Raw genomic sequence first — 23,412 nt, forward strand, 5'->3', positions numbered from 1 at the left:
GGGCCGTCGGAAACGCCGCCGTTACCGGCTGCATCGAGCGTGGCGCAGCGCGTGCCCGCTGGTGGCGAAGTGGCGGCTCCGGCGGCCCGGCACGCAACCGAGGTGCAGACCGAACCCGGAATCCAGCACTTCACCGCCACCGGCAACGCCGACACCCTGCCCGCAGTGCTTAGTGGTGATGACCGCCGTCACCGTGAACGTGCCCGTGGTCGCGCTCTTCCTGGCTTGCTTCGCGCACTTCGATGATTTCCACGTCGAAGTGCAGGTCCTTGCCGGCCATCGGGTGATTTAGGTCGACATCGACCACGCTCATGCCGACCTTCTGCACGGTGACCGCACGCGGGCCGAAGTTGGTCTGCAGCACCACCTGGGTGCCCGGAACCAGCTTGGTGGCACCGAAATGCTTCTTGGGCACGCGCTGGCTCAGGCCTTCGCGGTACTCGCCGTAGGCCTCGGTCGCCTTGACGTCGACGCCGAAGCTTTCGCCGGCTTCCTTGTCCATCATGGCCGCTTCCAGGCCGGGAATGATATTGCCGTGGCCGATCAGGATCACCAACGGGTCACGCTCCTTGGAGCTCTCGATCGGCTCCTGGCCGATCTCCGAAACGGTGTAGTGGAAGCGGACGACGCTGTCTTTTTCGATCTTCATGCCTGGCTCTGAATGGGCTGCCCGGTGGCAGACGGTTGAGGACGGCTTGTCGGCCGCCGGGTGCGCCGCCATCATGGCGACCTTTCGAACCGCCCATTATCCCGGCTCCATGCATATCACGCCAGTTTTCGCCGCCCGCATCCATCGCGCCGCGGCCTGTTTGCTGCTGGGCCTGCTCCTGCTGGGTGGTTGCGCGCAGCAGACCCCGGTGCGGCGTCCGGCCGCTGCGCCCCCGCCGCCGCCGCGCGTCTGGCCGCAGGTGGCGCCGGCCAATCCTGCGGCGGCCAACGACATCCTGATGCGCGCATTGGGCCTGGTCGGCACCCCCTACCGGTTTGGCGGCAACACACCGGAGACCGGGTTCGACTGCAGCGGGCTGGTCACTTATGTCTACAAGGACGTGGCGGCCGTCATGCTGCCGCGCACCTCGCGCGAGCTGGCCGCGATCCAGGGGCCGCCGATCCCGCCAGAGCGGCTCGCCACCGGCGATCTGGTGTTCTTCGGAGCCGGCGGCAGCGTGACCCATGTCGGCATTTACGTGGGTGAAGGTCGCTTCGTGCATGCCCCGACCACCGGCGGTACGGTCCGCTTGGATTTCCTGGACGGCGCCTACTGGCGTGACCATTATTCAGGTTCAAAGCGGGTTTTACACTGAAATGTGATGAACATCACAAGTCATAAAACGGAAAGTTAACTTTTTTTGAACGTAACGATTCGTTCACCAGGGCATCATCTCGCATCGACAGCAGAATTGTGATTCCCGCGTGACGAACGACGAACAGATCAGCCCTGGCGCCGCCCCGCTTCCGCTCCGGAAACCGCTCCGCCTGCTTTGCGCCACCGCACTTTGGATTGCTGCACTTCCCGCTCTGGCGCAGACCGCCACCAGCGCCTCATCCACTCCGCAGACGACCACGCCAGACAGCGCCGTCGCCGCCGAGAAAGCCGCAACCCGCAGCCGCGCCGACGCCGCTGCCACCGCAACACTGGCCGCCCTGCTTCCGCACCTGGCCGCCAACGACGCCATTCCGCTGATGGACCGCTCGGCGATGTTCGCCGGCGACCTCAGCCGCCTGCTGGCCAATTACGACGTGTCGCAGAGCGCAGCCAACGCTGCACAGAACGCCGTGGCGGACAGCCGCGTGCAGGTGATCCTGCAACGCGCCATGGCCCTGCTCGGCACCCCCTACGTCTGGGGCGGCGAGTCCACCGAGGGCTTCGATTGCAGCGGCCTGGTTGGCTACGTCTTCAAGACCGCGCTGGGTATCGACCTGCCGCGCGTCTCGCGCGACATTGCGCGCGATGAATCGGCCGAGCTGATCAAGGACCCGAACGCCCTGAAGGCAGGCGACCTGGTGTTCTTCGGCAAGCGTGGCCGCATCGATCATGTCGGCCTGGTGGTCGGCGACGGCAAGTTCCTGCACGCGCCCAGCCGCGGCAAGGACGTGCGCGTGGATTCGCTGGCCAGCGGCTACTGGAGCGAGAAGTTCATCCAGGCACGTCGGGTGCTCTGACTGCCGGTGTAGACACTGCGTCGATTGCAACAAAAAGGCCGCGGCGATCCCGCGGCCTTTTTGTTGCAGTGTCGTGGCACGTTGCAGTTCTGCATCGCCCGTGACCGCTGCGTGGCAGCGGGTGCACCCGCCGCCGGCTGCACTGCACGCGCCTGGCCTCACGCTACGTGCGGCAGCTCGGGCATGCGTGGACCCCAGCGGCAGCGCAACCTGCGGTGCCGGTTACCGCGAGGTATCGGCCTGGTAATGGGACATGGTGTCCTCGATCCCCTTGCTCAGTTCCATCACCTTGAGCGCGTACTCGGCCAGGCGTTGGTCCTCCGGGGTATCCGGTCGCCACGAGGGCACTTCCACCGGCGTGACGCCGTCCGGGTCCATCGCCACGAACACGATGATGCAGTGCGTGCACAGGCGCGAGTCGCCCCCCATCGGGCTGCGCGCACGCACATCGATGGCGAAATGCATGCTGCTGCGCCCGGTGTAGACCAGCTTGGCCGACACCGCGACCAGGTCGCCGATCCGTACCGGCGCCACGAAACGGATGCCGCCCACCGCCACGGTCACGCAGTAATGCCCGCTCCAGCCACTGGCCGCCGCGAAACCGACCTGGTCGATCCACTTCATCACCACGCCGCCATGCACCTTGCCGCCGAAATTGACGTCGCTGGGCTCGGCCAGAAATCGAAATGTCAGATCACGCTGTTGGCCGATCACCGCCCGCCTCCCTCAATGGATGAGCCGGCAGTGTGCCATGTGGCTGCAACGGCGGGCATGCGTTGCGCGGCCGCGTCCACTGCTCGCGACATTGGGCGACGTTGCCCACCTACGAGGCGGTGACCTGCGCTGATCCGGCGCGAGCTCCGCAGCCCTACGAGCAGAACCGCAACGCCGGCCACCATTGCGATGTCGACGCGGCACCCACCTGGCTGTCGACGTCCGCAAGCGACCGGCCTGCGCACCGGCCGCTATATCGCAGCCTCGTCCAATGCGGCTTGCAGGCAACGCTAGGCCGTCGCGCACACTGCCGCGACGTTGTCCTGCTTGCGAAGGCAAAGCCACGGGAAATGCGGCTGTTGCAGCCTCAGCAGGCGCCGCACCCGCGCACCCAGCCGGCGCGGATCGAACCGCCATTCCACTGCAAATCGGTCGAAGGTGGCGTAGGTGTGCTGGTGATATTGCTCGGCCAATGCAGGCACGCCCAACCCGGTGAAATACCGCAGGCTGCGCGCGGCACTGTCGTTGGCGCGTTGCGGATTTGCATACAAGGGGCTGTCGAGGATGTGCAGCTCGCCGCCATCGCGCAGCTGCGCCAGCAGGCGCACCAGCAGCGCGCCGGGGTCGGCGAAATACTGGATGCACGCCGGCACCACGATGACGTCGAACACATCCCGCGGCAGTACAAGGGTGTGGATATCGGCGGCAACGAAACTCAGGCGTTGGTCGTGACCGAACACGCGTGCGGCCTGCGCAAGTTCGGTGCGATTGACGTCGATGCCGCACACGTCGCGTTGCAGCGACTGGGCGAGCCGTTGCGACAGCCAGCCATTACCGCAGCCCAGTTCAAGAATGGCGCCCTCGCCTGCGCGCGCGCGCAGGTGTTGCAGCAGCAAGTCACTGGACAGCGCGCGTACCTGCCATTCCAGGCTGGCGCCGAGCTTGCCGCCGGGGCGCGGCAGGCTGCGGACCTGCGCATCGGTATACAGGCGCCCTTCCTTGCGCCGCACCTGCAGGTAGCGATCCTCGAACGGGTCCGGCGCCAGGCTGCGCTGCACGAACACACCGTCGACCATCTCCAGCTCGGTCACTTGCGCCAGGCGCTCGCGCAGCACGGGAAATCCTGCCGTCATCGAGGGCGCTCAGCGCAGCGGCTTGGCACTGTCCGCCGGTGGATCTTCCAGTCCCACATTGGTGGAGGCGGATTCGTAGATGGTCTTGTCGAGCAGGCCGGTTTCCTTGGCCACCAGCACCGGCACCAGCATCTGCCCGGTCACGTTGGTCATGGTGCGCATCATGTCCAGGATGCGGTCGATGGCGTACAGGTAGCCGATCACTTCCAATGGCAGGTTGGCCGCGCTCAGCACCACCGTGGCCATGATCACCGCCGTGCCCGGCACGCCGGCCGTGCCGAAGCTGCCGAGTACCGAGGCGATCAGCACCACGAAATACTGGTTGGCGGTCAGCGGCACGCCGGTGTATTGCGCGATGAACACCGCGCACAACGCGGGGAAGATTGCGCCGCAGCCGTCCATCTTGATGCTGGCGCCCAGCGGCACCGCGAATGCGGCGTAATCCTTGCTCACGCCAAGGTTATGGGTGATCGAGCGCATCGCCACCGGCATGGCGGCAAAGCTCGACGAACTAACGAAGGCCACCTGCATGCCGGGCGCAGCGCCACGGAAGAACTTCCACGGGTTGAGCCCATGCACCAGCAACAGGCCGCTGTAGACCACCAGGATATGGATCGCGCAGGCCACATACAGCGCCAGCACGAAACTACCGAACGGCAACAGCTTGGCGAATCCGTAGCTGCCGACCAGGCTGGCGATCAGGCCGAAGGTGCCGAGCGGGGTCATCTCCAGCACGAAGCGGGTGACCTGGATCATGATGTCGCTCAGTTGCCCGGTCAGCTTGCGCGCCTCGGCCGCCCGTTCGCCGAGCTTGACCATCGCAAAGCCGAGCAGCCCGGCAAAGAAGATCACCGGCAGGATCGAGCCGCGCCCGGCCGCCAGCACGGTTTCGCCGGCGGCATTGGTCTTGGTCCCGATGCCGGTGAGTGCGTAGAACGGATTGGACGGCACCACTTCCAGCAACACCTTGATCGGGCTGGGCACATCGCGCGGCTTCCAGGCCGAATCCACACTCAGATTGAAATGGCCGGCGCCCGGCTGCATCAACGTGCCCACCGCCAGGCCAACGCCCACCGCCAGGGCTGCGGTGATCACGAACCACAGGAAGGTGCGCCCCCCCAGCGCGGCCACCGATTTCTGCCCGTGCAGCGACGAGATCGCGTTGATCACCGCGAAGAACACCAGCGGCACGGCGATCATCTTGATCAGGGTGACGTACAGATCGCCCAGTGGGCCGAACCACACGTCGGCCGCAGGGCCCATTGCCGCACCGGCCAGCGCGCCGAGAACGAAGCCGGCCACCACGCGCTGCCAGAACGGAATGCGCAACCAGGCCGCAACCAGTCTCATGTCGTCGAATCATCCGGGGGGAGAGTGCATGCACCTTATCGCAGGCCCGGCCTGCCCGCGAGGCCACGACTGGAACAGCGGCGTGTCATCTGTGCGACGGACGCGGGCCGGCATAATGGGCGCTGATTCAGCCACGAGTTCGACCCCGATGCGTTACCGCCTGCCTGCCCTTGCCGCCCTCACCACGCTCTGCGTCGCCGCCTGCGCCTCCACTGCCGGAAGCAGCGCCTCTGCACCCGCTGCAGTCGACGTGGACGTGCCACCCGTGACCCATCCGGCCGGCGAGACCCCGCAGTGGTGGTATCGCTCCGGTGCGGCGCGCGCCGCCGGCAACGGCGCCATGGCCGGCAAGGCGCGCAACGTGATCCTGTTCCTGGGCGATGGCATGAGCCTGACCACCGTGGCGGCCGCACGCATCCTCGATGGCCAACGCAAGGGCGGGCCGGGCGAAGAGAACCTGTTGTCGTGGGAGCAGTTCCCGGCCACCGCCTTCAGCAAGACCTACAACACCGATTCGCAGACGCCCGATTCGGCCGGCACCATGACCTCCATCACCACCGGTGTGAAGTCGCACATGGGCGCGATCGGGGTCAGCAGCGGCAATCGCAGCGACTGCGCCGACAGCTTGAACAAGGGCCTGCTGAGCTGGCTGCAACTGGCCGACAGCGCCGGCATGGCCACCGGCATCGTCACCACCACGCGCCTGACCCATGCAACGCCTGCGGCAACGTATGCGCATTCGCCGGACCGCAACTGGGAAAACGACACCGATCTTCCCGAGTCCGCGCGCACTGCCGGCTGCCAGGACATCGCCCAGCAGTTGCTGTCCACCGCCCGCTACGGACGCGGCCCGCAGGTGGTGCTGGGCGGAGGACGCAGCCAGTTCCAGACCGTGCAGGAGCGCGACCCCGAATACGACGACAAGGTGGGCCTGCGCCTGGACGGCCGCGACCTGGTGGCCGAATGGAAGCAGGCGCACCCGCAGGGCGCGTATGTCTGGAACGCGCAGCAATTGAAAGCGGCGACCGGCGCGCCGGCGCTGCTGGGGCTGTTCGAACCGGACCACATGCAGTTCGACCACGACCGCAACCGCACCCCGCAGGGCGAGCCCAGCCTGACCGAGATGACGCGCACCGCGATCCAGTCGCTGTCGCGCGACCCGAACGGGTTCGTGCTGATGGTCGAAGGCGGCCGGATCGATCACGCCAATCACGCCGGCAATGCCTACCGCGCGCTCGATGAAACCGTGTCGCTGTCCGATGCGGTGCGCACTGCCGTGCAGACCGCGCCACCGGACACGCTGATCATCGTCACCGCCGACCATTCGCACACGCTCAACTTCGTCGGCTACCCGGTGCGCGGCAACCCGATTCTGGGCAAGGTGCGCGGCACCGGCGGCGAAGAAGGCGACCGCACCCAGCTGGCCACCGACCTGGCCGGCCAGCCCTACACCACGCTCAGCTACGCCAACGGCCCCGGCTACACCGGTGCCAGCAACGCGCAGCCGGCCGGGCCCAAGAAATATCCGCACGAACCCAGCAGCAGCGAGCCGGCCGCCGGCCGCCCGGACCTCACCCACGTCGACACCGAGGCGCCCAGCTACATGCAGGAGTCGCTGGTGCCGACCAAGTCCGAAAGCCATGGCGGCGAAGACGTCGGCATCTGGGCCACCGGCCCGGGCAGCGCGGCCTTCCGCGGCACCCTGGAGGAGAACGTGATCTACCACGTCATCGTGCAGGCCACCCCGCGCCTGCGTGCGCGCCTGTGCAAGGCCGGCACCTGCAACAGTGCCGGCGTGCCGGTGGAGCTGCCCAAGCCGGCCACGTTCGAGGCGGCGGCCACGCGTTGATGGGCGGCTTGCGGCGCGATGACGGCCGGTGGGCCGGCGACCGGCCTCACCTTGCCGGCGTGTCTGCCGCATCAACGGACGGCGGTGGGCATGACGCGCAGCGGCTTGGGCGACTGGCCGCATCGGCTTGTGCTTGCCGATGCCCGGCACACCGCGATGGCCATGGCACCGCCATGCGCGCGGGCCAGGCGGTGCGATCCACACCCGCCTGGCACACGGCTGCTTCGCAGACACCGGCAACTCGCGTGCGACGCGGCGTTCGGCCTTCAGTGAGCACCCGGTGACCGACGCCACCACATTGCTGCCCGCCACTCCCCCCGGCCCGGTGGTGATCGCCTACAGCGGCGGCATGGATTCGGCGGTCTTGCTGCACGCACTGGCTGCGATTCCGGCCTACCGTGCGCGCGGCCTGCGGGCGCTGCACGTGCACCACGGCCTGCATGCCGATGCCGATGCCTGGGCGCTGCATTGCCAGCACACCTGCGCGGCACTGCAGGTGCCGCTGCGCATCGTGCAGGTGCAGGTCGCGCGTGACAGCGGGCTGGGCCTGGAGGCCGCCGCGCGCCAGGCCCGCCATGCCGCCTTTGCCGAAAGCCTTGCCCCCGGCGAATGGTTGGCACTGGCCCACCACCGCGACGACCAGGCCGAAACCTTCCTGCTGCGCGCTCTGCGCGCCTCCGGCCCGGATGGCTTGGGCGCCATGCGCGCGCAGCGGCGCTTCGCCGACGGCATGGCGTGGCGCCCGTTGCTGGCGCGGGCACGCGCCGACCTGCAGGCGTATGCAGAGGTGCACCGGTTGCACTGGATCGAAGACCCGAGCAATGCAGATGCGCGCTACGACCGCAATTTCCTGCGGACCCGGGTGCTGCCGTTGCTGCAGCAACGCTGGCCGCAGGCGGCCGACGCGCTGGCGCGCAGCGCGCAGCTGAGTGCCGACGCCGGCGAGCTGCTGCTGCACGAGGACCTGATACTGCTGCCCGATATGCAGACGGCCACGGGCGCCCTGGACCTGCAGTTGCTGCGCGCACAGCCCGCGGCACGCCGGCCGCGGTTGCTGCGCGCATGGGCAAGCGCGGCCGGCGCGCCACCGCTGCCCGCCCACGGCGTGGCGGCCCTGGAGCAGGAGATCGAGCACCCCGCCGCCGACCGGCAGGCCTGTTTTGCGTGGCAGCAGGTCGAAGTGCGCCGCTGGCGGCACCGTCTCTACCTGCGCCGCCCGTCCGTCCCATGGCCGGCGCACTGGTCTGCGCCATGGGACGGCGCGCAGCCGCTCTGCCTACCCGATGGCGCGCAGCTGCAGCTGCAGGGCGCGCCGGGGCTGCGCTTTGCGCAACCGCTGCTGGTGCGTGGCCGACGCGGTGGCGAGCGCATCGTGCTGCCGCAGCGCGCGCATTCGCATCGGCTCAAGCATCTGCTGCAGGCCTCGGATCTGCCGCCGTGGGAGCGCGATCGCCTGCCGATCCTGTGGGCCGGCGACCAGGTCCTGGCCGCGGGCGATTGCATCGTCTCGGCACCGTTGAGCCACTGGTTGCAGGCCAATGTGGCGCGCCTGGTCTGGCGCGCAGACACCACGGCGAATTGACCCGCCTGCGCGCGCGCCGCACACTTTAGCGATGGCCAAGAAGTCCTTGAACGAAACATCCCCGGTTGCCCGCTTCGAACAGTCGCTGGAAGAACTCGAGCAACTGGTGCAAAAGATGGAAGTGGGCGATCTGAGCCTGGAGCAATCGCTCACCGCCTACGAACGTGGCATCGGCTTGTACCGCGATTGCCAGCAGGCGCTGGAACAGGCCGAACTGCGCGTGCGATTGCTAACCGACCCCGCCCGCCCCGAGCTTGCCGAAGCGTTCGAGCCGCCGTCGCTGGACGGCGGCTGAGGTGAGTTCCGCGCTGTTCGAACACTGGATCGCCCGTACCGAACGCAGCCTCGACGCCGGCCTGCCAGACGCCGCACTGGCGCCGCAGCGGCTGCACGCCGCGATGCGGCACGCCGTGCTCGGCGGCGGCAAACGCATGCGTCCGCTGCTGGTGTATGCCAGCGGCGCATTGTTTGGCGCCGAGGAAGACCTGCTGGACACACCGGCGGTGGCCGTGGAGCTGATCCACGCCTACTCGCTGGTGCACGACGACCTGCCGGCGATGGACGACGACGCGTTGCGCCGCGGCCAGCCCACCGTGCATATCGCCTTCGACGAGGCAACCGCCATCCTGGCCGGCGATGCATTGCAGACCCGCGCCTTCGAGCTGCTGGCCGCCGCACCTGTCAGTGCCGAGCTGCGTGTGGGCTGGCTGCAGAGCCTGTCCACTGCTGCCGGTGCTGCCGGCATGTGCGGGGGCCAGGCACTGGATATCGATGCCACCGGCCAGCTGCAATCGCTGCACGCCTTGCAGCGCATGCATGCGCTCAAGACCGGCGCCCTGATCCGCGCGGCGGTGCGCATGGGCGCGCTGGCCGGCAATGCCGGTGCGGCCGACCAGCAGCGCGTGGACGACTTTGCCGACGCGCTGGGCTTGGCCTTCCAGGTCCGTGACGACATCCTGGACGTGGAGTCGAGCTCGGCGCAGCTGGGCAAGACCGCCGGCAAGGACGCCGCACAGTCCAAGTCCACCTACCCTGCCTTGCTTGGCATGGACGGCGCCAAATCCAAATTGGCGGAGCTGGCAACGCGCATGCACGACATCCTGCAGCCCTATGGCCAGCCGGGCGACACCCTGGCCAGCCTGGGCCGGTTCGCGGTGGACCGGGCGCACTGAAGCGCCTCGCCACGGCCACCGTCGTCTGCCAGACGACGGTGGTGCCCGACCACACTCCTCCATTGGACAGTTCTGCTCGGTCGGGAGACGGTGCGCCGAAAGCCGCTGCTCGTTCACTGCGTCACCGACCTATGCAGGGCACCTGTGCGCTGGCGCCGCGAGCCAGCACTGGCGCATACAACCGGGTCAAGGTCGCACGCAGGCATCCGGCTGCCCGGTGCATCGGCACGACCCAACGCCGGTGGCTGCGACATGACCGGCCGACCTGCTCGCAGTTGCCGTCGAGCATCGCAGTGACGCTTGGAGTGCACTCCAACACGGCGCCGAAGCGGGCGGCCCACTCGCACCTCGCCGGCTTCCGGCATCCCGCTGGCAGCCGTTCTGATCGGCCCGCACTGACGAAAGCGACCCAATCTGCGCACTCCGTGCGCCAGCGCACGGTTGCAGCCGTGAGGGCGATCGAGCGACCGGAGAAGAAGGTCACAAAATGAAACTTTCATAACTGCGGTTTGTGTCAGCCGCTGACACACGCCCATCGTCAAGAAGCGACGGGCATCACGATTTATTCCTGAATTATCGACATCGGCAGTGATTTGATCGTACTTCCGGATTATCTGTCATCAGAAATATCGTTAATTGAACGACTTGTCGCGCCCGCTCGCGCTACCTAGGTTTGGCTGGCCTGCACTCGCAGGCATCCCCCGACCAAGGAGAGTCACTGGTGAAAAATGTTTTTCTCGCATCGTTTGCAGCAGGCACGCTCGCCGTTGTTGGCGTGCTCGGTTCGGCGCAGGCGCAGTCCGTGCGCGGCCCGGTTCCGTTGACCATCGAACTGTCGCCAGTGGCCGATCAGGCTGGCCGTCATCAAGGCAAGATCGCCGTCACCGTCACCAACAACGGCAGCCAGATCGCACGCGTGCCGACCTATCAGCTGCCGCTGAAGTCGCTGGACAACGGCATTCTGGAAGTGAGCCGCGATGGCACGCCAGTGGACTACACCGGGCGCCTGGTCAAGCGCGGCCTGCCCAAGGCGGCCGACTTCACCATCCTGCAGCCGGGCCAGAGCGTGAAGGGCGAAGTCGATCTGGCCGGCGCCTACGACCTGTCCACCAGCGGCAACTACACCATCCAGGTGCGCTCCACCCTGCAGTACGCCTCGCTGTCCGACGGCAGCCTGATGAAAGCCGCCAACGGCCTGCCCGCGGTGGCCACCAGCACCCCGCTCACCGTGTGGCTGGACGGCGCACGCCGCGGCGTGCAGCGGCAGCTCGCAGTCGGCCCGACCGCCGTGGTCAACGGCATCAACTACCTCAACTGCAGCACCACCCGCACCAACCAGGCCGCCAGTGCGGTCACTGCCGCGCGCAACTACTCGCAGAACTCGCGCAACTACCTCAATGCCGGCAGCACCGGCGCGCGTTACACCACCTGGTTCGGCGCCTACAACGCCTCGCGCTACAGCCGGGTCAGCTCCAACTTCGTCAACATCGACAACGCGCTGGACCAGAACAACGGCCAGCTGACGATCAACTGCAGCTGCGAAGCGGATCTGGCGGACGCCTTCGCCTACGTGTATCCGAACCAGCCGTACGAGATCCATGTCTGCAACGCGTTCTGGAGCGCGTCCACCACCGGCACCGACTCCAAGGCGGGCACGCTGGTGCACGAGACCAGCCACTTCACCGTGGTGGCCGGTACCCAGGACCGCGTCTATGGCCAGTCTGGCGCACGTAGCCTGGCCCAAAGCAACCCGGCCCAGGCGATCACCAATGCCGACAGCCACGAGTACTTCGCCGAAAACACCCCGGCGCAGAACTGATCGCGCCATCGCCTGAAACGACAAAGGCCCGGCATCGCTGCCGGGCCTTTGTGTTTACCGCCGCGTCGATTACTTGATCAGGCGCAGCGCGAACGGGTAACGGTAATGCTCGCCGTTGTTGGCCTTGACCGCGGCCAGGATGCAGAACACCAGGTTGGCCACCCAGACCAGCGTCGGCACGAAGAACAGGATGCCGAACGAGACGATGGTCAGGATCACCGCCAGGACATAGGCAATGATCACGGTGATCTGGAAGTTCAACGCTTCCTTGGCCTGGTCGGTGGCGAACGGCTTGGACGGGCTGGCGTCCTTGCTGATCAGCCAGATCACCAACGCGCCGATAAAGGACGTCAGGATGCCGAGCAGATGCGCGGCCAGCGCCAGGGTGCGTTCTTCGGACGGCGTGCTGGTACCGATCGGCGGTGGCGGCGGTGCGGCGTGGGTGTCGAATTCGCTCATATGTCTCCCCGAACATGATTGTGGTGCGGCGGACTATAACAACGATTCAGCCAGCCACCAGTGCGGGAAGACATGGTCTCTCACGGCAGCCAGGTCCGGTCCGTGCAGCGCGCACCACCCGGACCCGACGTCCCCACCCACCACATGGCGAGACAGGCGCCTGCATGATTCATGCGTCACTGCGCCCGAGCGCAGGCGGCGCATTGACCCAGCAAACGAACGCCTAGCTCAGCTATCGCCGGCCACGGTCATGCGGTTGATCAGCACCGAGCCGATCTTGACGTGTGAGCGCGGGTCGACATCGCTACCCACCGCTTCGATACCGGCGAACATGTCGCGCAGGTTGCCGGCGATGGTCAGCCCGTCCACCGGATAGGCGATGGCGCCGTTCTCGATCCAGAAACCGCCGGCGCCGCGCGAATAATCGCCGGTCACGGGGTTGACGCCGTTGCCCATCAGTTCGGTGACCAGCAGGCCGCGCGACATGCCGGCAACCATCGATGCCAGATCGCCCGCGTTGGCGCTGACCTGCAGGTTGTGCACCCCGCCGGCGTTGGCGGTGGTCTGCAGCCCCAGCTTGCGGGCCGAATAGCTGCCCAGCACGTAGCGCTGCAGCACGCCGTCGGTGATCAGCGCCGAGCGCCGCGTGGCCACGCCTTCGCCATCGAACGCGGCCGAACGCAGCCCGCGGCGCAGATGCGGCAGTTCTTCGATGTTGAACCAGTCCGGAAACAACTTGGTGCCGACGCTGTCGAGCAGGAAGCTGGCGCGGCGATACAGCGCGCCACCGGACACTGCACCGAGCAGATGGCCGACCAGCGAACGCGCCACTTCCGGCGCGAACAGTACCGGCAACTGCCCGGTAGGCAGGGAGCGCGGCTGCAGGCGCGCCAGGGTGCGCTCGGCAGCGTGGCGGCCAATGGCCTCCGGCGCTTCGAGGTCCTCGCGCGCCAGGGCACTGCTGTACCAGCCGTCACGCTGCATGCCGTCGCCCTGCCCGGCAATCAACGCGCAGCTGATCGAATGATGGGTGCCGCGTTCGCGTCCGATGAACCCATGCGAGTTGGCGTAGACCGACAGGCTGAGCCCGGTGCTGGCCGAGGCGCCGTCGGAATTGCTGATGCGCGCGTCCGCCTCACGCCCGGCGCTCTCGCAGGCCAGGGCCAGATCCACCGCTGTGTCGGCGTCCAGCGCCCACGGGTGCCAGCTGTCGAGGTCGGGGAACTCGCGCGCCATCAGCTCCGGATCGGCCAGGCCGGCGGCCACGTCGTCTTCGGTGTAGCGCGCGATGGCACAGGCCTGCGCGACGGTGGCTTCCAGGCTGGACTCCTGCAGGTCGGCGGTGCTGGCACTGCCCTTGCGCTTGCCGAAGTAGACGGTCACTGCAATGCCGCGGTCGCGGGTGGATTCGACCGTTTCCACCTCGCCCAGGCGTACGTTGACGTCCAGGCCGCGCTCCTCGCTACAGCTCACTTCGGCCTGGGTGGCGCCGGCTGCACGGGCGCGCTCGAGCAGGCGCTGCGAGATATCGGTCAATGCGTCCAGACGCTGCAGGCTGTCGTCGGCGACACGGGTTTCGGAGGAGAGTGCGTTCAATGCTTTATCCTTTGGATGCGGATCCGTCCGCGAAAGCCCGACCATCCATGGTCGGACTGTCTGAATTTGGATGCGGATCCGTCCGCGAAAGCTCGGCCATCCGTGGCCGGAGTGTCTGAATTTGCTGCGGAGTCTTCCGCCGGAGTCCGGCCGTTCGTGGCCGGAAAGTCAACTAACCAAGTTTCGGGATGTAGTGGCAATGCGCGGACGTGATGAAGAGACCGGTGAATTCCGCGGCGCCAGCCGCAGCCAGCAACGGCGCGAGGCGCTGGAAATCTTCGACCTGGGCGAAAAGCTGGTGGCGCTGACCCCGGCGCAGCTGGCCAAGCTGCCGGTGCCCGAGTCGCTGATCCCGCATATCGAAGAGAGCAAGCGCATCACCTCACACATCGCGCACAAGCGACAGCTGGCGTTTCTGGCCAAGCACATGCGCCGCGAGGACGACGAAACCCTGGCCGCGATCCGCGATGCGCTGGACGCCAACAGCGACACCGCGCGCCGCGAGGTGGCCGCGATCCACCGGGTCGAGCGTTGGCGCGAGCGCCTGCTCGCCGAAGGCGACGTCGCGCTGGCCGAACTGCTGGAAGCCTACCCGGCCGCCGACCGCCAGCAGCTGCGCCAGCTGGTGCGCAACGCGATCCACGAACGCGCCAAGAACAAACCACCGCGTGCGTATCGCGAACTGTTCCAGGTGCTGCGCGAGCTGTCTCAAGAGCAGGGATTGGAGAGTGGGGATTCGGGATTGGACGACGACGAATCGGCGTCGGAAGGCGACGAATAAGGAGCTGTCCGATCCATCAATCGAGGCAACGACCATCCCGGCCGTTGCCACTCCCGAATCCCGATTCCCGATTCCCGTCTGCTGAACCGGCAAACCGCAAAGGCCCGACGCACTGCTCTGCGCTCCTGCCGTTGCGAATCCCGAATCCCGATTCCCGAATCCCCGCATCTCAGGCCTGCGTCCCGCCAACCGTGATGCCGTCGATCAACAACGATGGCTGGCCGACGCCGACCGGCACGCTCTGCCCGTCCTTGCCGCACACGCCCACGCCTTCGTCCAGCGCCAGATCATTGCCGATCATGCGCACCTTCTGCATGGTCTCCGGGCCGTTGCCGATCAGGGTGGCGCCCTTGACCGGCGCGGTGACCTTGCCGTCTTCGATCAGGTAGGCCTCGGTGGCCGAGAACACGTACTTGCCGCTGGTGATGTCGACCTGGCCGCCGCCGAAGTTCACGGCGTAGATGCCCTTCTTGACCGAGCGGATCATCTCTTCCGGGTCGTGCTGGCCGGCGCGCATGTAGGTGTTGGTCATGCGCGGCATGGTCAGGTGCGCGAACGATTCGCGGCGGCCATTGCCGGTGGGCGCCACGCCCATCAGGCGCGCGTTGTGGCTGTCCTGCATGTAGCCCACCAGCACGCCGTCTTCGATCAGCGTGGTGCACTGGGTCGGGGTGCCTTCGTCGTCGATATTGAGCGAGCCGCGGCGTCCGTCCAGGGTGCCGTCGTCGACGATGGTCACGCCCGGCGACGCCACGCGCTCGCCGATGCGGCCGGCGTAGACGCTGGTGCCCTTGCGATTGAAGTCGCCTTCCAGCCCGTGGCCCACTGCCTCGTGCAGCAGCACGCCGGGCCAGCCGGGGCCGAGCACCACCGGCATCACGCCGGCCGGCGCCGGTATCGCCTCCAGGTTGACCAGCGCCTGGCGCAGCGCTTCGCGCGCAAACCCTTCCGGGCGGCCCTCGGCAAACAGCTCGGCGTAGCCATACCGGCCACCGCCTCCGGAATAACCGGATTCGCGGCGGCCGTTGTGCTCGACGATCACCTGCACGTTCAGGCGTACCAGCGGGCGCACGTCGGCGGCCAGCACGCCATCGCTGCGGGCGATCAACACCGTGTCCACGCCGCCGGACAGGCTCACCATCACCTGCTTGACGCGCGGGTCGGCAGCGCGCAGGTACTGGTCGATGCGGCGTAGCAGCTCCACCTTGGTGGCGCTGTCCATGTCGTCGATGGGATCGGTGGCCGGGTACAACGCCCGGCCATTGCCACGCACCAGCGCGCGCGTGGACTGCGCACCGCCGTCGCGCGAGATCGCACGGGCCGACTGCGCCGCTTCCAGCAAGGTCTCGCGCTGGATGTCGTCGGAATACGCAAACCCGGTCTTTTCGCCGGCGATGGCGCGCACGCCCACGCCCTGTTCGATGGAATGTGCACCGTCCTTGACGATGCCGTCTTCCACGCTCCAGCTCTCGCGCCGCGAATGCTGGAAATACAGATCGCCGAAGTCGATGCCCGGGCCCAGCAGGGCGCCGAAGGTGCGGTCGAGATGGCCGGCATCCAGGCCGGAAGGAAGCAGCAGCCGGGTTTCGGCCAGAGTGAGTGCGTGATCGGTCATGCGGTCAGGATGGGGCCCGCGCGCCGGGGAGACAAGTCGTTCGGCTGAACATGCGGCGCCGCTATCATCGCCGCCAGCTCTTATCGATCGCCCGCGCATGAAGCTCATCGCCCACGTTCTGGACGGCCACACGCTGGACATCCGCCCCGCCCCGCATGAGCGCGCGTGGATGGATGCCACCGACCAGCGCTACGCCTACCGTTGCCTGCCGCTGGCGATCGCCAATGCGCATGGTTGGGAGCTGCTGTGCCAGTCGGGTTTCGACGCCGATTGGGACGGCGGCGACGCGCTGGCGGCAATCACCATCAACGCTGATCCAGAGACGGTCGCGCCGGCGATCAGCCACTTCGGTTATGGCGTGCTGACCTTCCATGTGCCCTGCCTGTTCCGCACCGACACCGGCATCGACCTGTTCGTCACCGGCCCGTTGAACCGACCCAAGGACGGCATCGGCGCGTTGAGCGGGCTGGTGGAAACCGACTGGAGCCCGCACACCTTCACCATGAACTGGCGCTTCACCCGGCCGGGGCGGGTGCGTTTCGAGGCGGGCGAGCCGTTCTGCCATCTGTTCCCGCTGCAGCGGCAGTTGATCGAGCAGGTGCAGCCGCAATGGAAGCCGCTTTCCGAAGCGCCGCAGCTGGCGCAGCAACATGCCGACTGGACCCACAGCCGCACGCGCTTTCTGGATGCACTGCCGGATGCGCAATCGGCGGCGGCGCGTGAAAAATGGCAACGCGGCTACTTTCTGGGCGTGCCCGCGCCTGGGCGACCGCCGGCGCCTGGGCACCGCTCGCGGCTGCGCCTGCCGATGTTCACGCGCGCCGACAACGACAGCCCTGCCGAATGAATGCGGCAAAGCGTCGGCATGCACGGCTTGCCGGCTGGCGCGCGTGCTGCATTCGATCGGCGCACGGATTGAGAGCCTGAGACCAATCAGCACCGATCCCCGCTGACGCTGACGCAATCGAGGGCGTCAGCGTGGCGACCGACCGGGGGTGCCTGGGGTTGCCGTTGGCGCAGCCGGTTTGCCCGGCGCACGCTCGCGCACGTCGCGTTCGACCACATCTACCTGCGGGTCCTTCCACGGGCCGGTGACGTGGTAGGTCTTGGCACCGATCGCACCCAGCGGTTTGCCGAGCACCGCGTTGGCGGCCGCGCCCACCGCCGCGCCGACCGGGCCGCCAGCCACGGCGCCGACCACGGTCAGCAGATTGCCGGCCTTGGGGTTGACGTCCACGGTCTGGTCGAAGGTCTGCGCGCGCAGGTCGGTCTGCCCACGGATGGCGATATCCGCCGCCGGGCCGGCGATGCGGATGGCGTCGGTGCGCGCGAAGCCTTCGCCAAAGCGCACCTCGCCGTCCAGCGTATTGAAGGCCAGCCCCTTGGAGAAGAAATCGCGGAAGTCGAACATCAGCCGGCGCGGCAGCTGCGCCACGCTGAGCAGGCCCAGCACGCGCCCGGCGCCCGGCTCCACTTCCAGCAGCTGGCCATTGCGGACATCGACCTTGAGGTTGCCGTCCAGCGAGCCGAGCGCAAAGCCGGTCGGCGAGCCCTGCCAGCCGGCATTGAGTTCCAGCTGGCCCTCGCCCCCGCGCAGCTGGCCGCCCAGGGTGAGGTTCTGCAACAGATTGCCGAGATTGCGGCTGTCCACCCGCGCCGACAGCCGCGTGCTGGCCGCCTCGCCCTTGCCGCGCCAGGCGCCGGTCAGGCCGATGCTCTGGTCCTCCGAGCGCAGCTGCAGCTGGTCCACCTGCATGCCATCGGTGAGCCGGCTGCTGCGCAGGGTGGCCGCGCCGAAGGTCATCTTGCCCACGCGCAGGTCGTCGATATCCAGCGCCAGCGGCGGGATCGACACCGGGTCGAACTCGGCCACCGCCCGTCGCGCCGGCTCGGGCAAGGCACCGGCCAGCGGATCGCCGGGCTCCGGCGCCGCAGGCTCGGGGGCCTCGGCCACCGGCTGCCAGCGCACGGTGCCGAGCTTGCCCTGCACGGTGCCACCGTCGGCATTGGGCACGGTCAGCTGGCCGGCAAGCGAGGGGCCATCCAGCGTCACCGCCACTGCATCGCGGGTCGGCCGCAACCGCAGCCGCGTCTGCGGAAACACGCCGCCGATCATCAGCAACCTGTCTGCCTGCACGTCGACCTGCTGCAGGGGGACGGCATCTTTTTTGGGCGTGGCCGGTTGGCCCGGCAGCGGCGGCATGTCCGCAGCGCTGCTGCCGCGCGCCAGGCTGATCCAGTCGATCGCATCCAGCGAGGCGGTGCGGCCGGTCACCACCAACCCGTTCGCAGGCGGGCGCTCGCTCACCGTGTCGGTGCCCATCACCACGCGCACGCCGGTCTGCTCGCCGTGACTGCTGGCCTTGAGCGCCACCAGCTTGCCGAACGCCACATCGATATCGCCATCGCCCACCGGCAACGCCACCTTGACCTGGGTATCCAGCGGCCGGGCGGCGGGTTTGTCCAGCGGCGCGGGCAGGTCCAGGGTGGTGCCCACCAGCTCGGACCGCAGCGTCAGCATGGCCTGCGCATCCAGCTGGCCGGGCGTCGGCAGTGGCACATCCACCCCCACCTGCCATGGCGCGCTGCCATGCACGTAGGGGCGCAGCCACTCCATCTGCGGTGCGCGGTCGAACAACTCCTTGGCATCCAGGGTGGCACCCAGCCGCGCCTCGAACGCCTGCCCGGGGTCTTGTACGAAGCCACCGGCGCGCAGCGCCAGCGTGCCGCTGCGGCCCTGGTGCTGCACGCTCAACTGCTCGGCCGCAAAGCCGCTGTCGCGATACTCGGCCTGGCCACTGACCTGGTCGAAGGCCAGGTTCCAGCGCGCGTCGGCCAGCCTGGCGCCCTGCAGTGCCACCGTGCCCTGCAGGTGACCGCCCACCCCGTGGGTGCGTAACGGCCGCAGCAGATCGAAGCTCACCGCCGCCGGGCCGGACACCGTGAGATTGCGCAAGGTGTCGCCATAGCGGCGCTCCAACGGGCTCTTGCGCAGCATGCCCAACAGCTGCGCGGCATCGGCCTGGGTGGAGGCGCGCACGTACAGCTCGGAGGTGGTGAAGCTGGGGATGCCGGCCTCCAGTTGCCTGATCGGGGTGCCGGCCAGATCGCCGCTGCCCTGCAGGGAGAATCCGTTGGCGACGAAGCGCAGGTCGGCCTGCACCTGTTCCATCGCCGGCCAGTCCGGCTGGAAGCGGATCACGCCATCGCGGATGTGCCCAAACGCCTCGAAGCGCCCGTCGTTGTTGTCGAACGGCCACTCGTCCAGATCGCCGCTGACCAGGCCGGTACCGCCGGTGACGACACCACCGGCCACGGCCATGTCCAGCCAGTCGATGGCGGCCTTGCTCATCTTGGAGCGGATCCAGAACTTGCGCGCCACCGGCAGGGCGACATCGTCCAGCTGCGCGGCCAGCTGCATGCGTGGGCGGCTGCCGTCGTTCTGGAACCACAAGCCGCCGCGCACGTTGGCGCCGTACTCCCTGGCCTGCACGCGCAGCGCGGGCGTGGCCACCTGCCAGCCTGCGCCGTCGCGCCAGCCGACGATCTTGCCGGCCAACTGGATCTCGTGCACCACGCCAAAGCCGGTAGGCCAGTCGAAGCGCACCGTGGCATCGGGCGCGGTGTCCAGCTCGCCGCCTTGCGCATCGCCGTCGACGCGGCCGCGCAGGCCGCTGATGCCGGGCGAATTGCCCACCGGCAGAAACCCGAGCTCTTCGATCTGCCCCTGCGCGCGCACCGGCCCGCCCTGCTCGCCGGCGATCTGCACATCGGCCACCCGCAGTTGCGGTTTGGACAAGGTCAGCCAGCGCCGTAGTGCGGGCGACAACCGGTCGCTCAGCGCGGCTGCGGCGATCAGGCCGGAGACATCCGCCTTGCCGACAGCCACCGCATAGCGGCGCCCACCGGCGATGCTCAGCCCGTCCAGCTGCTGCACGGTGCCGGCCTGACCCAGCCGCAACCGGGGCGCATCCAGTCGCCAGCCGCCATCGATGGTCTGCCAGCGCGCGCGTGCCTGCAGCCGCTCCCAATGCAGCGTGCGGCGCGCGGTCTCCTCCGCCAGCGGTGCGCCGGACAGCGCCAGCTGGGTGAGGTCCGCATCCACGGTGACGCCGGTGATCCGGCGCGCGCGCAACTGCGCCCAGGCCTGCACGCGTCCGCTACCGCCTTCCACCCGCAGGCCACCGAGGGTGAGCAGCGACGTCCAGGCAGCCAGATCGGCCGGGGCGGCCTGCGCATAGACGCTGCCATCGCCGCTGTCGCGGTCGAACGCCAGCACGCCGGTCAGCGGCGCGCGCTTGAGATCGATCCAGTTCCGGCTGCCGACCCGGACGGTCGAGCCATTGACGCGCAGGCGCAGGTCGATGCGTGGCAGGGTGGTGTCCAGGCCGATCGAGGGCGCGGCGACGCGCAGGCGCGCTTCGGTCAGCTGGATCTCGCCCAGCCGGCGCAGGGCCTCCAGCGGATCGGAGCGTCGGGCGCTCGGCAGGCCCTGCACCGACCACACGCCGTCGTCACTGCGCTGCAGGGTCAGCGCCAGCCCGCGCAGCCGCACTTCGGTCAGCGACTGCCCGGGCAGCAGGCCCGCATACATGGCCAGCAGAATCTCGGCCTGCCCCACCCGCACCTCGCCGTGCGGGCCGATCCGCAGGCCGTCCAGCCGCAGCAACGGCCCGCGCCGGGTCCACTCGGTATCGAGATGATCGAAGGCGATCTGTTGCCCGGCCCGCTGGCTCAGCCACGCGGCAATCTGCTGCGGATGCTCCTCGGCCAGCGGCAACGCCTGACTGGCCGCGCCCACCAACAACGCGACCGCCACCACCACCAGCGCAACGGCAGTGATCGCATAACGGCGGAACAGTCGCAGACGGCGGCGCAGCGGGGTGGGCATTAACGGCGAGGAATGGGGACTAGGGAATGGGGAATCGTAAGAGCACCAGCGCTGGCGTACGAACGCTTAGCCGTCTGATCGCGCATTGGCGCTGAAGGGATGGCAGACGTGACGTGGGGCGGCTGTTGCTTCAAGCCGATTCCCCACTCCCGATTCCCGATTCCCGGATTCACAGCAACACCACATCGAACTGCTCCTGCAGGTACTGGTCATCGGACTGGAAGCGGATGCTCTTGCCGAGGAACTCTTCCAGCTCGGCTACGGCCGCCGATTCCTCGTCGGTGATGCGCGCGACCACCTTGGACGAGGCGATTACCAGCAACCGCGCGGCGTCGAACTGGCGCACGGCGCGGGTGATTTCGCGGAAGATCTCGTAGGTCACCGTTTCGGCGGTCTTGATGGTGCCGCGCCCGCCGCACTGGCCGCAGGTTTCCGAAAGCTGACGCTCCAGGCTTTCCACGGTGCGCTTGCGGGTCATCTCCACCAGGCCCAACGGCGAAAACTCGTACACGGTGGTCTTGGCATGGTCGCGCGCCAGCGCCTTCTCCAGCGTGCGCAGCACCTGGCGGCGGTGCTCCGGGTCGTCCATGTCGATGAAGTCGATGATGATGATGCCGCCCAGGTTGCGCAGCCGCAGCTGCCGCGCCACCGCCTGCGCCGCCTCCAGATTGGTGCGGAACACGGTTTCTTCCAGATTGCGCTGCCCCACGAACGAGCCGGTGTTGACGTCGATGGTGGTCATCGCTTCGGTCTGGTCGATCACCAGATAGCCGCCGGACTTGAGCGGCACCTGCTTGTTCAACGCACGCCCGATCTCGTCCTCGACCCCGTACAGGTCGAAGATCGGCCGGTCGCCGGTATACAGCTCCAGCCGCTCGGCCAGCACCGGCATGTATTTGGCCACGAACGCCTGCAGCTGCGCGAAGGTCTCGTTGGAATCGACCTTGACCTTCTCCACGTCGCGCCGGATCAAATCGCGCACCGCACGCAGCGGCAGGCTCAGGTCTTCATAGATGATGCTGCACGACGGCGCTTCGCGACCGCGCCGCTCGACCACGTTCCACACCCGCGACAGATACGCGATGTCCTCGGCCAACGCTTCGGCCGGCTGGCCCTCGGCGTTGGTGCGGATGATGTAGCCGAACCCGCCGTGCTGGGCCGAGACCTCGCTGACGATGGTCTTCAGGCGCAGCCGTTCGGCCTCGTCCTCGATCCGAGCCGACACTCCGACGACCTTGGACTGCGGCAGCAGCACCAGATAGCGCGAAGGAATGCTGATCTGCGTGGTCAGCCGCGCGCCCTTGGTGCCGATCGGGTCCTTGACCACCTGCACCACGATGTCCTGACCGTCGCGCAGCAGCTCCACGATCGGCACCGCGGCGGGCGGCGGCGGCGGGATCGGGGTTTCTTCGGTATCGACCACACTGGCCGGCGCCGGTGCCGGGCGCACCACGTCGTTGGCGTGCAGGAACGCGGCGCGCTCCAGCCCCACCTCGACGAACGCGGCCTGCATGCCCGGCATCACCCGCTGCACCTTGCCCTTGTAGATGTTGCCCACCACGCCCCGACGCCAACCGCGCTCGATATGCAGCTCCTGCAGCATGCCGTTCTCGATCACCGCCACGCGGGTTTCGCGCGGGGTGACGTTGACCAAGATCTCTTCCGACATCAATGCGCTCCGAAGGCTGTGAGCAACTGCGAGGTGTGATACAGCGGCAATCCCATCACGCCGGAATAGCTTCCGGACAGGTGACGAATGAAACGCTCCGCGCGCCCCTGGATCGCATACGCGCCGGCCTTGCCCATCGGCTCGCCACAGGCTACGTAGGCAGCGATCTGCGCGTCATCGAGCGTGTCGAAGGTCACCTCCGACACCACCACGGCCTGCGCCGGCGCCCGCTGCGTGCAGACTAGAGCCACCGCCGTGAGTACCTGGTGGGTGCGCCCGGACAGCACGCGCAGCATCGCGATCGCATCGTCGCCATCGACCGGCTTGCCGAATACCCGATCGCCCAACACCACCTCGGTGTCGGAGCCCAGCACGATGGCGTCGGGGTCGCGCGCGCGCACCTGCGCAAGCCCGGCGCGCGCCTTGTCCAGCGCGACGCGCTGCACGTAGTGTTCGGGCGATTCGTCCGGCGCGCGCAGCTCGGGCACGTCCAGTTCCAGTGTCTGGAACGGTACCTCCAGGCGTTGCAGGAGTTCTTGTCGGCGCGGCGAGCGCGAGGCGAGATAGAGCATCCGCCCAGCATACCTGTTGCCCGTGCCCGCCCGCTGACTCGGCACTC

The 23,412-nt window shown here is 68.0% G+C and carries 19 protein-coding genes; 9 read left to right on the forward strand and 10 right to left on the reverse strand.

Going from position 1 to position 23,412, the window contains the following annotated elements; genetic code table 11:
- Positions 1 to 169 precede the first annotated feature (169 nt).
- Positions 170 to 649 (reverse strand): FKBP-type peptidyl-prolyl cis-trans isomerase, encoded by a 480-nt coding sequence (locus tag ACCQ12_RS12810; protein WP_047695722.1) that lies wholly within the window; start codon positions 647 to 649, stop codon positions 170 to 172.
- Between the two features lie 109 nt (positions 650 to 758).
- On the opposite strand from ACCQ12_RS12810, the gene ACCQ12_RS12815 reads away from it, so the two are divergent.
- A complete protein-coding gene (locus ACCQ12_RS12815; RefSeq protein WP_047695721.1) occupies positions 759 to 1,304 on the forward strand; it encodes a C40 family peptidase in 546 nt (181 codons plus the stop codon).
- 109 nt (positions 1,305 to 1,413) lie between these two features.
- A complete protein-coding gene (locus ACCQ12_RS12820) occupies positions 1,414 to 2,163 on the forward strand; it encodes a C40 family peptidase (RefSeq protein ID WP_047695720.1) in 750 nt (249 codons plus the stop codon).
- 222 nt (positions 2,164 to 2,385) lie between these two features.
- Here the strand turns inward: ACCQ12_RS12820 and ACCQ12_RS12825 are convergent, their stop codons facing one another.
- From ACCQ12_RS12825 to ACCQ12_RS12835, 3 genes are all read right to left on the reverse strand, one after another.
- A complete protein-coding gene (locus ACCQ12_RS12825; protein ID WP_047695719.1) occupies positions 2,386 to 2,877 on the reverse strand; it encodes an acyl-CoA thioesterase in 492 nt (163 codons plus the stop codon).
- A gap of 290 nt (positions 2,878 to 3,167) precedes the next feature.
- The gene (locus ACCQ12_RS12830; RefSeq protein ID WP_372381884.1) at positions 3,168 to 4,010 is read right to left on the reverse strand and encodes a class I SAM-dependent methyltransferase; all 843 of its coding nucleotides are present in this window, start codon (positions 4,008 to 4,010) and stop codon (positions 3,168 to 3,170) included.
- 9 nt (positions 4,011 to 4,019) lie between these two features.
- Positions 4,020 to 5,360, reverse strand: a complete 1,341-nt coding sequence (locus ACCQ12_RS12835; protein ID WP_372381885.1) for a dicarboxylate/amino acid:cation symporter — start codon at positions 5,358 to 5,360, stop codon at positions 4,020 to 4,022.
- A gap of 115 nt (positions 5,361 to 5,475) precedes the next feature.
- Between ACCQ12_RS12835 and ACCQ12_RS12840 the strand changes: the two genes are divergently transcribed.
- The 5 genes from ACCQ12_RS12840 (at position 5,476) to ACCQ12_RS12860 (ending at position 11,782) form a co-directional block, all read left to right on the forward strand.
- The gene (locus tag ACCQ12_RS12840) at positions 5,476 to 7,209 is read left to right on the forward strand and encodes an alkaline phosphatase family protein (RefSeq protein ID WP_372381886.1); all 1,734 of its coding nucleotides are present in this window, start codon (positions 5,476 to 5,478) and stop codon (positions 7,207 to 7,209) included.
- A 280-nt stretch (positions 7,210 to 7,489) separates the two neighbouring features.
- Positions 7,490 to 8,791, forward strand: coding sequence for a tRNA lysidine(34) synthetase TilS (gene tilS, locus ACCQ12_RS12845; protein ID WP_372381887.1), 1,302 nt, complete (start codon positions 7,490 to 7,492; stop codon positions 8,789 to 8,791).
- 31 nt (positions 8,792 to 8,822) lie between these two features.
- Positions 8,823 to 9,086, forward strand: a complete 264-nt coding sequence (locus ACCQ12_RS12850) for an exodeoxyribonuclease VII small subunit (RefSeq protein WP_039411772.1) — start codon at positions 8,823 to 8,825, stop codon at positions 9,084 to 9,086.
- A gap of 1 nt (position 9,087) precedes the next feature.
- Positions 9,088 to 9,963 carry a polyprenyl synthetase family protein gene (locus ACCQ12_RS12855; protein WP_047695715.1) on the forward strand — a complete coding sequence of 292 codons (876 nt, stop codon included), beginning with the start codon at positions 9,088 to 9,090 and terminating at the stop codon, positions 9,961 to 9,963.
- A 721-nt stretch (positions 9,964 to 10,684) separates the two neighbouring features.
- On the forward strand, positions 10,685 to 11,782 hold the full coding sequence (locus ACCQ12_RS12860) for a M35 family metalloendopeptidase (RefSeq protein WP_355581569.1): 1,098 nt from the start codon (positions 10,685 to 10,687) through the stop codon (positions 11,780 to 11,782).
- Between the two features lie 69 nt (positions 11,783 to 11,851).
- Here the strand turns inward: ACCQ12_RS12860 and ACCQ12_RS12865 are convergent, their stop codons facing one another.
- Both ACCQ12_RS12865 and pmbA read right to left on the reverse strand, forming a co-directional pair.
- Complete coding sequence (locus ACCQ12_RS12865; RefSeq protein ID WP_047695713.1) at positions 11,852 to 12,241, reverse strand: DUF4870 domain-containing protein; 390 nt, start codon at positions 12,239 to 12,241, stop codon at positions 11,852 to 11,854.
- 228 nt (positions 12,242 to 12,469) lie between these two features.
- The gene (gene pmbA, locus ACCQ12_RS12870; RefSeq protein WP_372381888.1) at positions 12,470 to 13,837 is read right to left on the reverse strand and encodes a metalloprotease PmbA; all 1,368 of its coding nucleotides are present in this window, start codon (positions 13,835 to 13,837) and stop codon (positions 12,470 to 12,472) included.
- Between the two features lie 199 nt (positions 13,838 to 14,036).
- Here pmbA and yjgA point away from each other — a divergent pair, with 199 nt between their 5' ends.
- Positions 14,037 to 14,618 (forward strand): ribosome biogenesis factor YjgA, encoded by a 582-nt coding sequence (yjgA, locus tag ACCQ12_RS12875; RefSeq protein ID WP_039411756.1) that lies wholly within the window; start codon positions 14,037 to 14,039, stop codon positions 14,616 to 14,618.
- Positions 14,619 to 14,787: 169 nt separating this feature from the next.
- Here yjgA and tldD read toward each other — a convergent pair whose 3' ends face one another.
- Positions 14,788 to 16,233 carry a metalloprotease TldD gene (tldD, locus tag ACCQ12_RS12880; protein WP_104580513.1) on the reverse strand — a complete coding sequence of 482 codons (1,446 nt, stop codon included), beginning with the start codon at positions 16,231 to 16,233 and terminating at the stop codon, positions 14,788 to 14,790.
- Positions 16,234 to 16,330: 97 nt separating this feature from the next.
- Between tldD and ACCQ12_RS12885 the strand changes: the two genes are divergently transcribed.
- Complete coding sequence (locus tag ACCQ12_RS12885) at positions 16,331 to 17,080, forward strand: DUF6065 family protein (RefSeq protein WP_372381889.1); 750 nt, start codon at positions 16,331 to 16,333, stop codon at positions 17,078 to 17,080.
- 126 nt (positions 17,081 to 17,206) lie between these two features.
- On the opposite strand, the gene ACCQ12_RS12890 is transcribed toward ACCQ12_RS12885, so the two are convergent.
- The 3 genes from ACCQ12_RS12890 to ACCQ12_RS12900 form a co-directional block, all read right to left on the reverse strand.
- On the reverse strand, positions 17,207 to 21,124 hold the full coding sequence (locus ACCQ12_RS12890; protein ID WP_372381890.1) for a YhdP family protein: 3,918 nt from the start codon (positions 21,122 to 21,124) through the stop codon (positions 17,207 to 17,209).
- A 169-nt stretch (positions 21,125 to 21,293) separates the two neighbouring features.
- On the reverse strand, positions 21,294 to 22,793 hold the full coding sequence (gene rng, locus ACCQ12_RS12895) for a ribonuclease G (RefSeq protein WP_047695708.1): 1,500 nt from the start codon (positions 22,791 to 22,793) through the stop codon (positions 21,294 to 21,296).
- Positions 22,793 to 23,365, reverse strand: coding sequence for a Maf-like protein (locus ACCQ12_RS12900; RefSeq protein WP_372381891.1), 573 nt, complete (start codon positions 23,363 to 23,365; stop codon positions 22,793 to 22,795). Before ACCQ12_RS12900 ends, rng begins: the two co-directional genes overlap by 1 nt.
- Positions 23,366 to 23,412 lie beyond the last annotated feature (47 nt).

The sequence above is a fragment of the Xanthomonas sp. NCPPB 1068 genome (genome assembly GCF_041479385.2).
Lineage (GTDB): Bacteria > Pseudomonadota > Gammaproteobacteria > Xanthomonadales > Xanthomonadaceae > Xanthomonas > Xanthomonas cannabis.

Coding starts and splice junctions, on each gene's coding strand:
- rng (WP_047695708.1), bottom strand. CDS start 22,793: ATGTCGGAAGAGATCTTGGTCAACGTCACCCCGCGCGAAACCCGCGTG.
- ACCQ12_RS12865 (WP_047695713.1), bottom strand. CDS start 12,241: ATGAGCGAATTCGACACCCACGCCGCACCGCCGCCACCGCCGATCGGT.
- ACCQ12_RS12850 (WP_039411772.1), top strand. CDS start 8,823: ATGGCCAAGAAGTCCTTGAACGAAACATCCCCGGTTGCCCGCTTCGAA.
- ACCQ12_RS12835 (WP_372381885.1), bottom strand. CDS start 5,360: ATGAGACTGGTTGCGGCCTGGTTGCGCATTCCGTTCTGGCAGCGCGTG.
- ACCQ12_RS12815 (WP_047695721.1), top strand. CDS start 759: ATGCATATCACGCCAGTTTTCGCCGCCCGCATCCATCGCGCCGCGGCC.
- ACCQ12_RS12830 (WP_372381884.1), bottom strand. CDS start 4,010: ATGACGGCAGGATTTCCCGTGCTGCGCGAGCGCCTGGCGCAAGTGACC.
- tldD (WP_104580513.1), bottom strand. CDS start 16,233: ATGACCGATCACGCACTCACTCTGGCCGAAACCCGGCTGCTGCTTCCT.
- ACCQ12_RS12840 (WP_372381886.1), top strand. CDS start 5,476: ATGGGCGCTGATTCAGCCACGAGTTCGACCCCGATGCGTTACCGCCTG.
- ACCQ12_RS12810 (WP_047695722.1), bottom strand. CDS start 649: ATGAAGATCGAAAAAGACAGCGTCGTCCGCTTCCACTACACCGTTTCG.
- yjgA (WP_039411756.1), top strand. CDS start 14,037: ATGCGCGGACGTGATGAAGAGACCGGTGAATTCCGCGGCGCCAGCCGC.
- ACCQ12_RS12885 (WP_372381889.1), top strand. CDS start 16,331: ATGAAGCTCATCGCCCACGTTCTGGACGGCCACACGCTGGACATCCGC.
- ACCQ12_RS12900 (WP_372381891.1), bottom strand. CDS start 23,365: ATGCTCTATCTCGCCTCGCGCTCGCCGCGCCGACAAGAACTCCTGCAA.
- ACCQ12_RS12890 (WP_372381890.1), bottom strand. CDS start 21,124: ATGCCCACCCCGCTGCGCCGCCGTCTGCGACTGTTCCGCCGTTATGCG.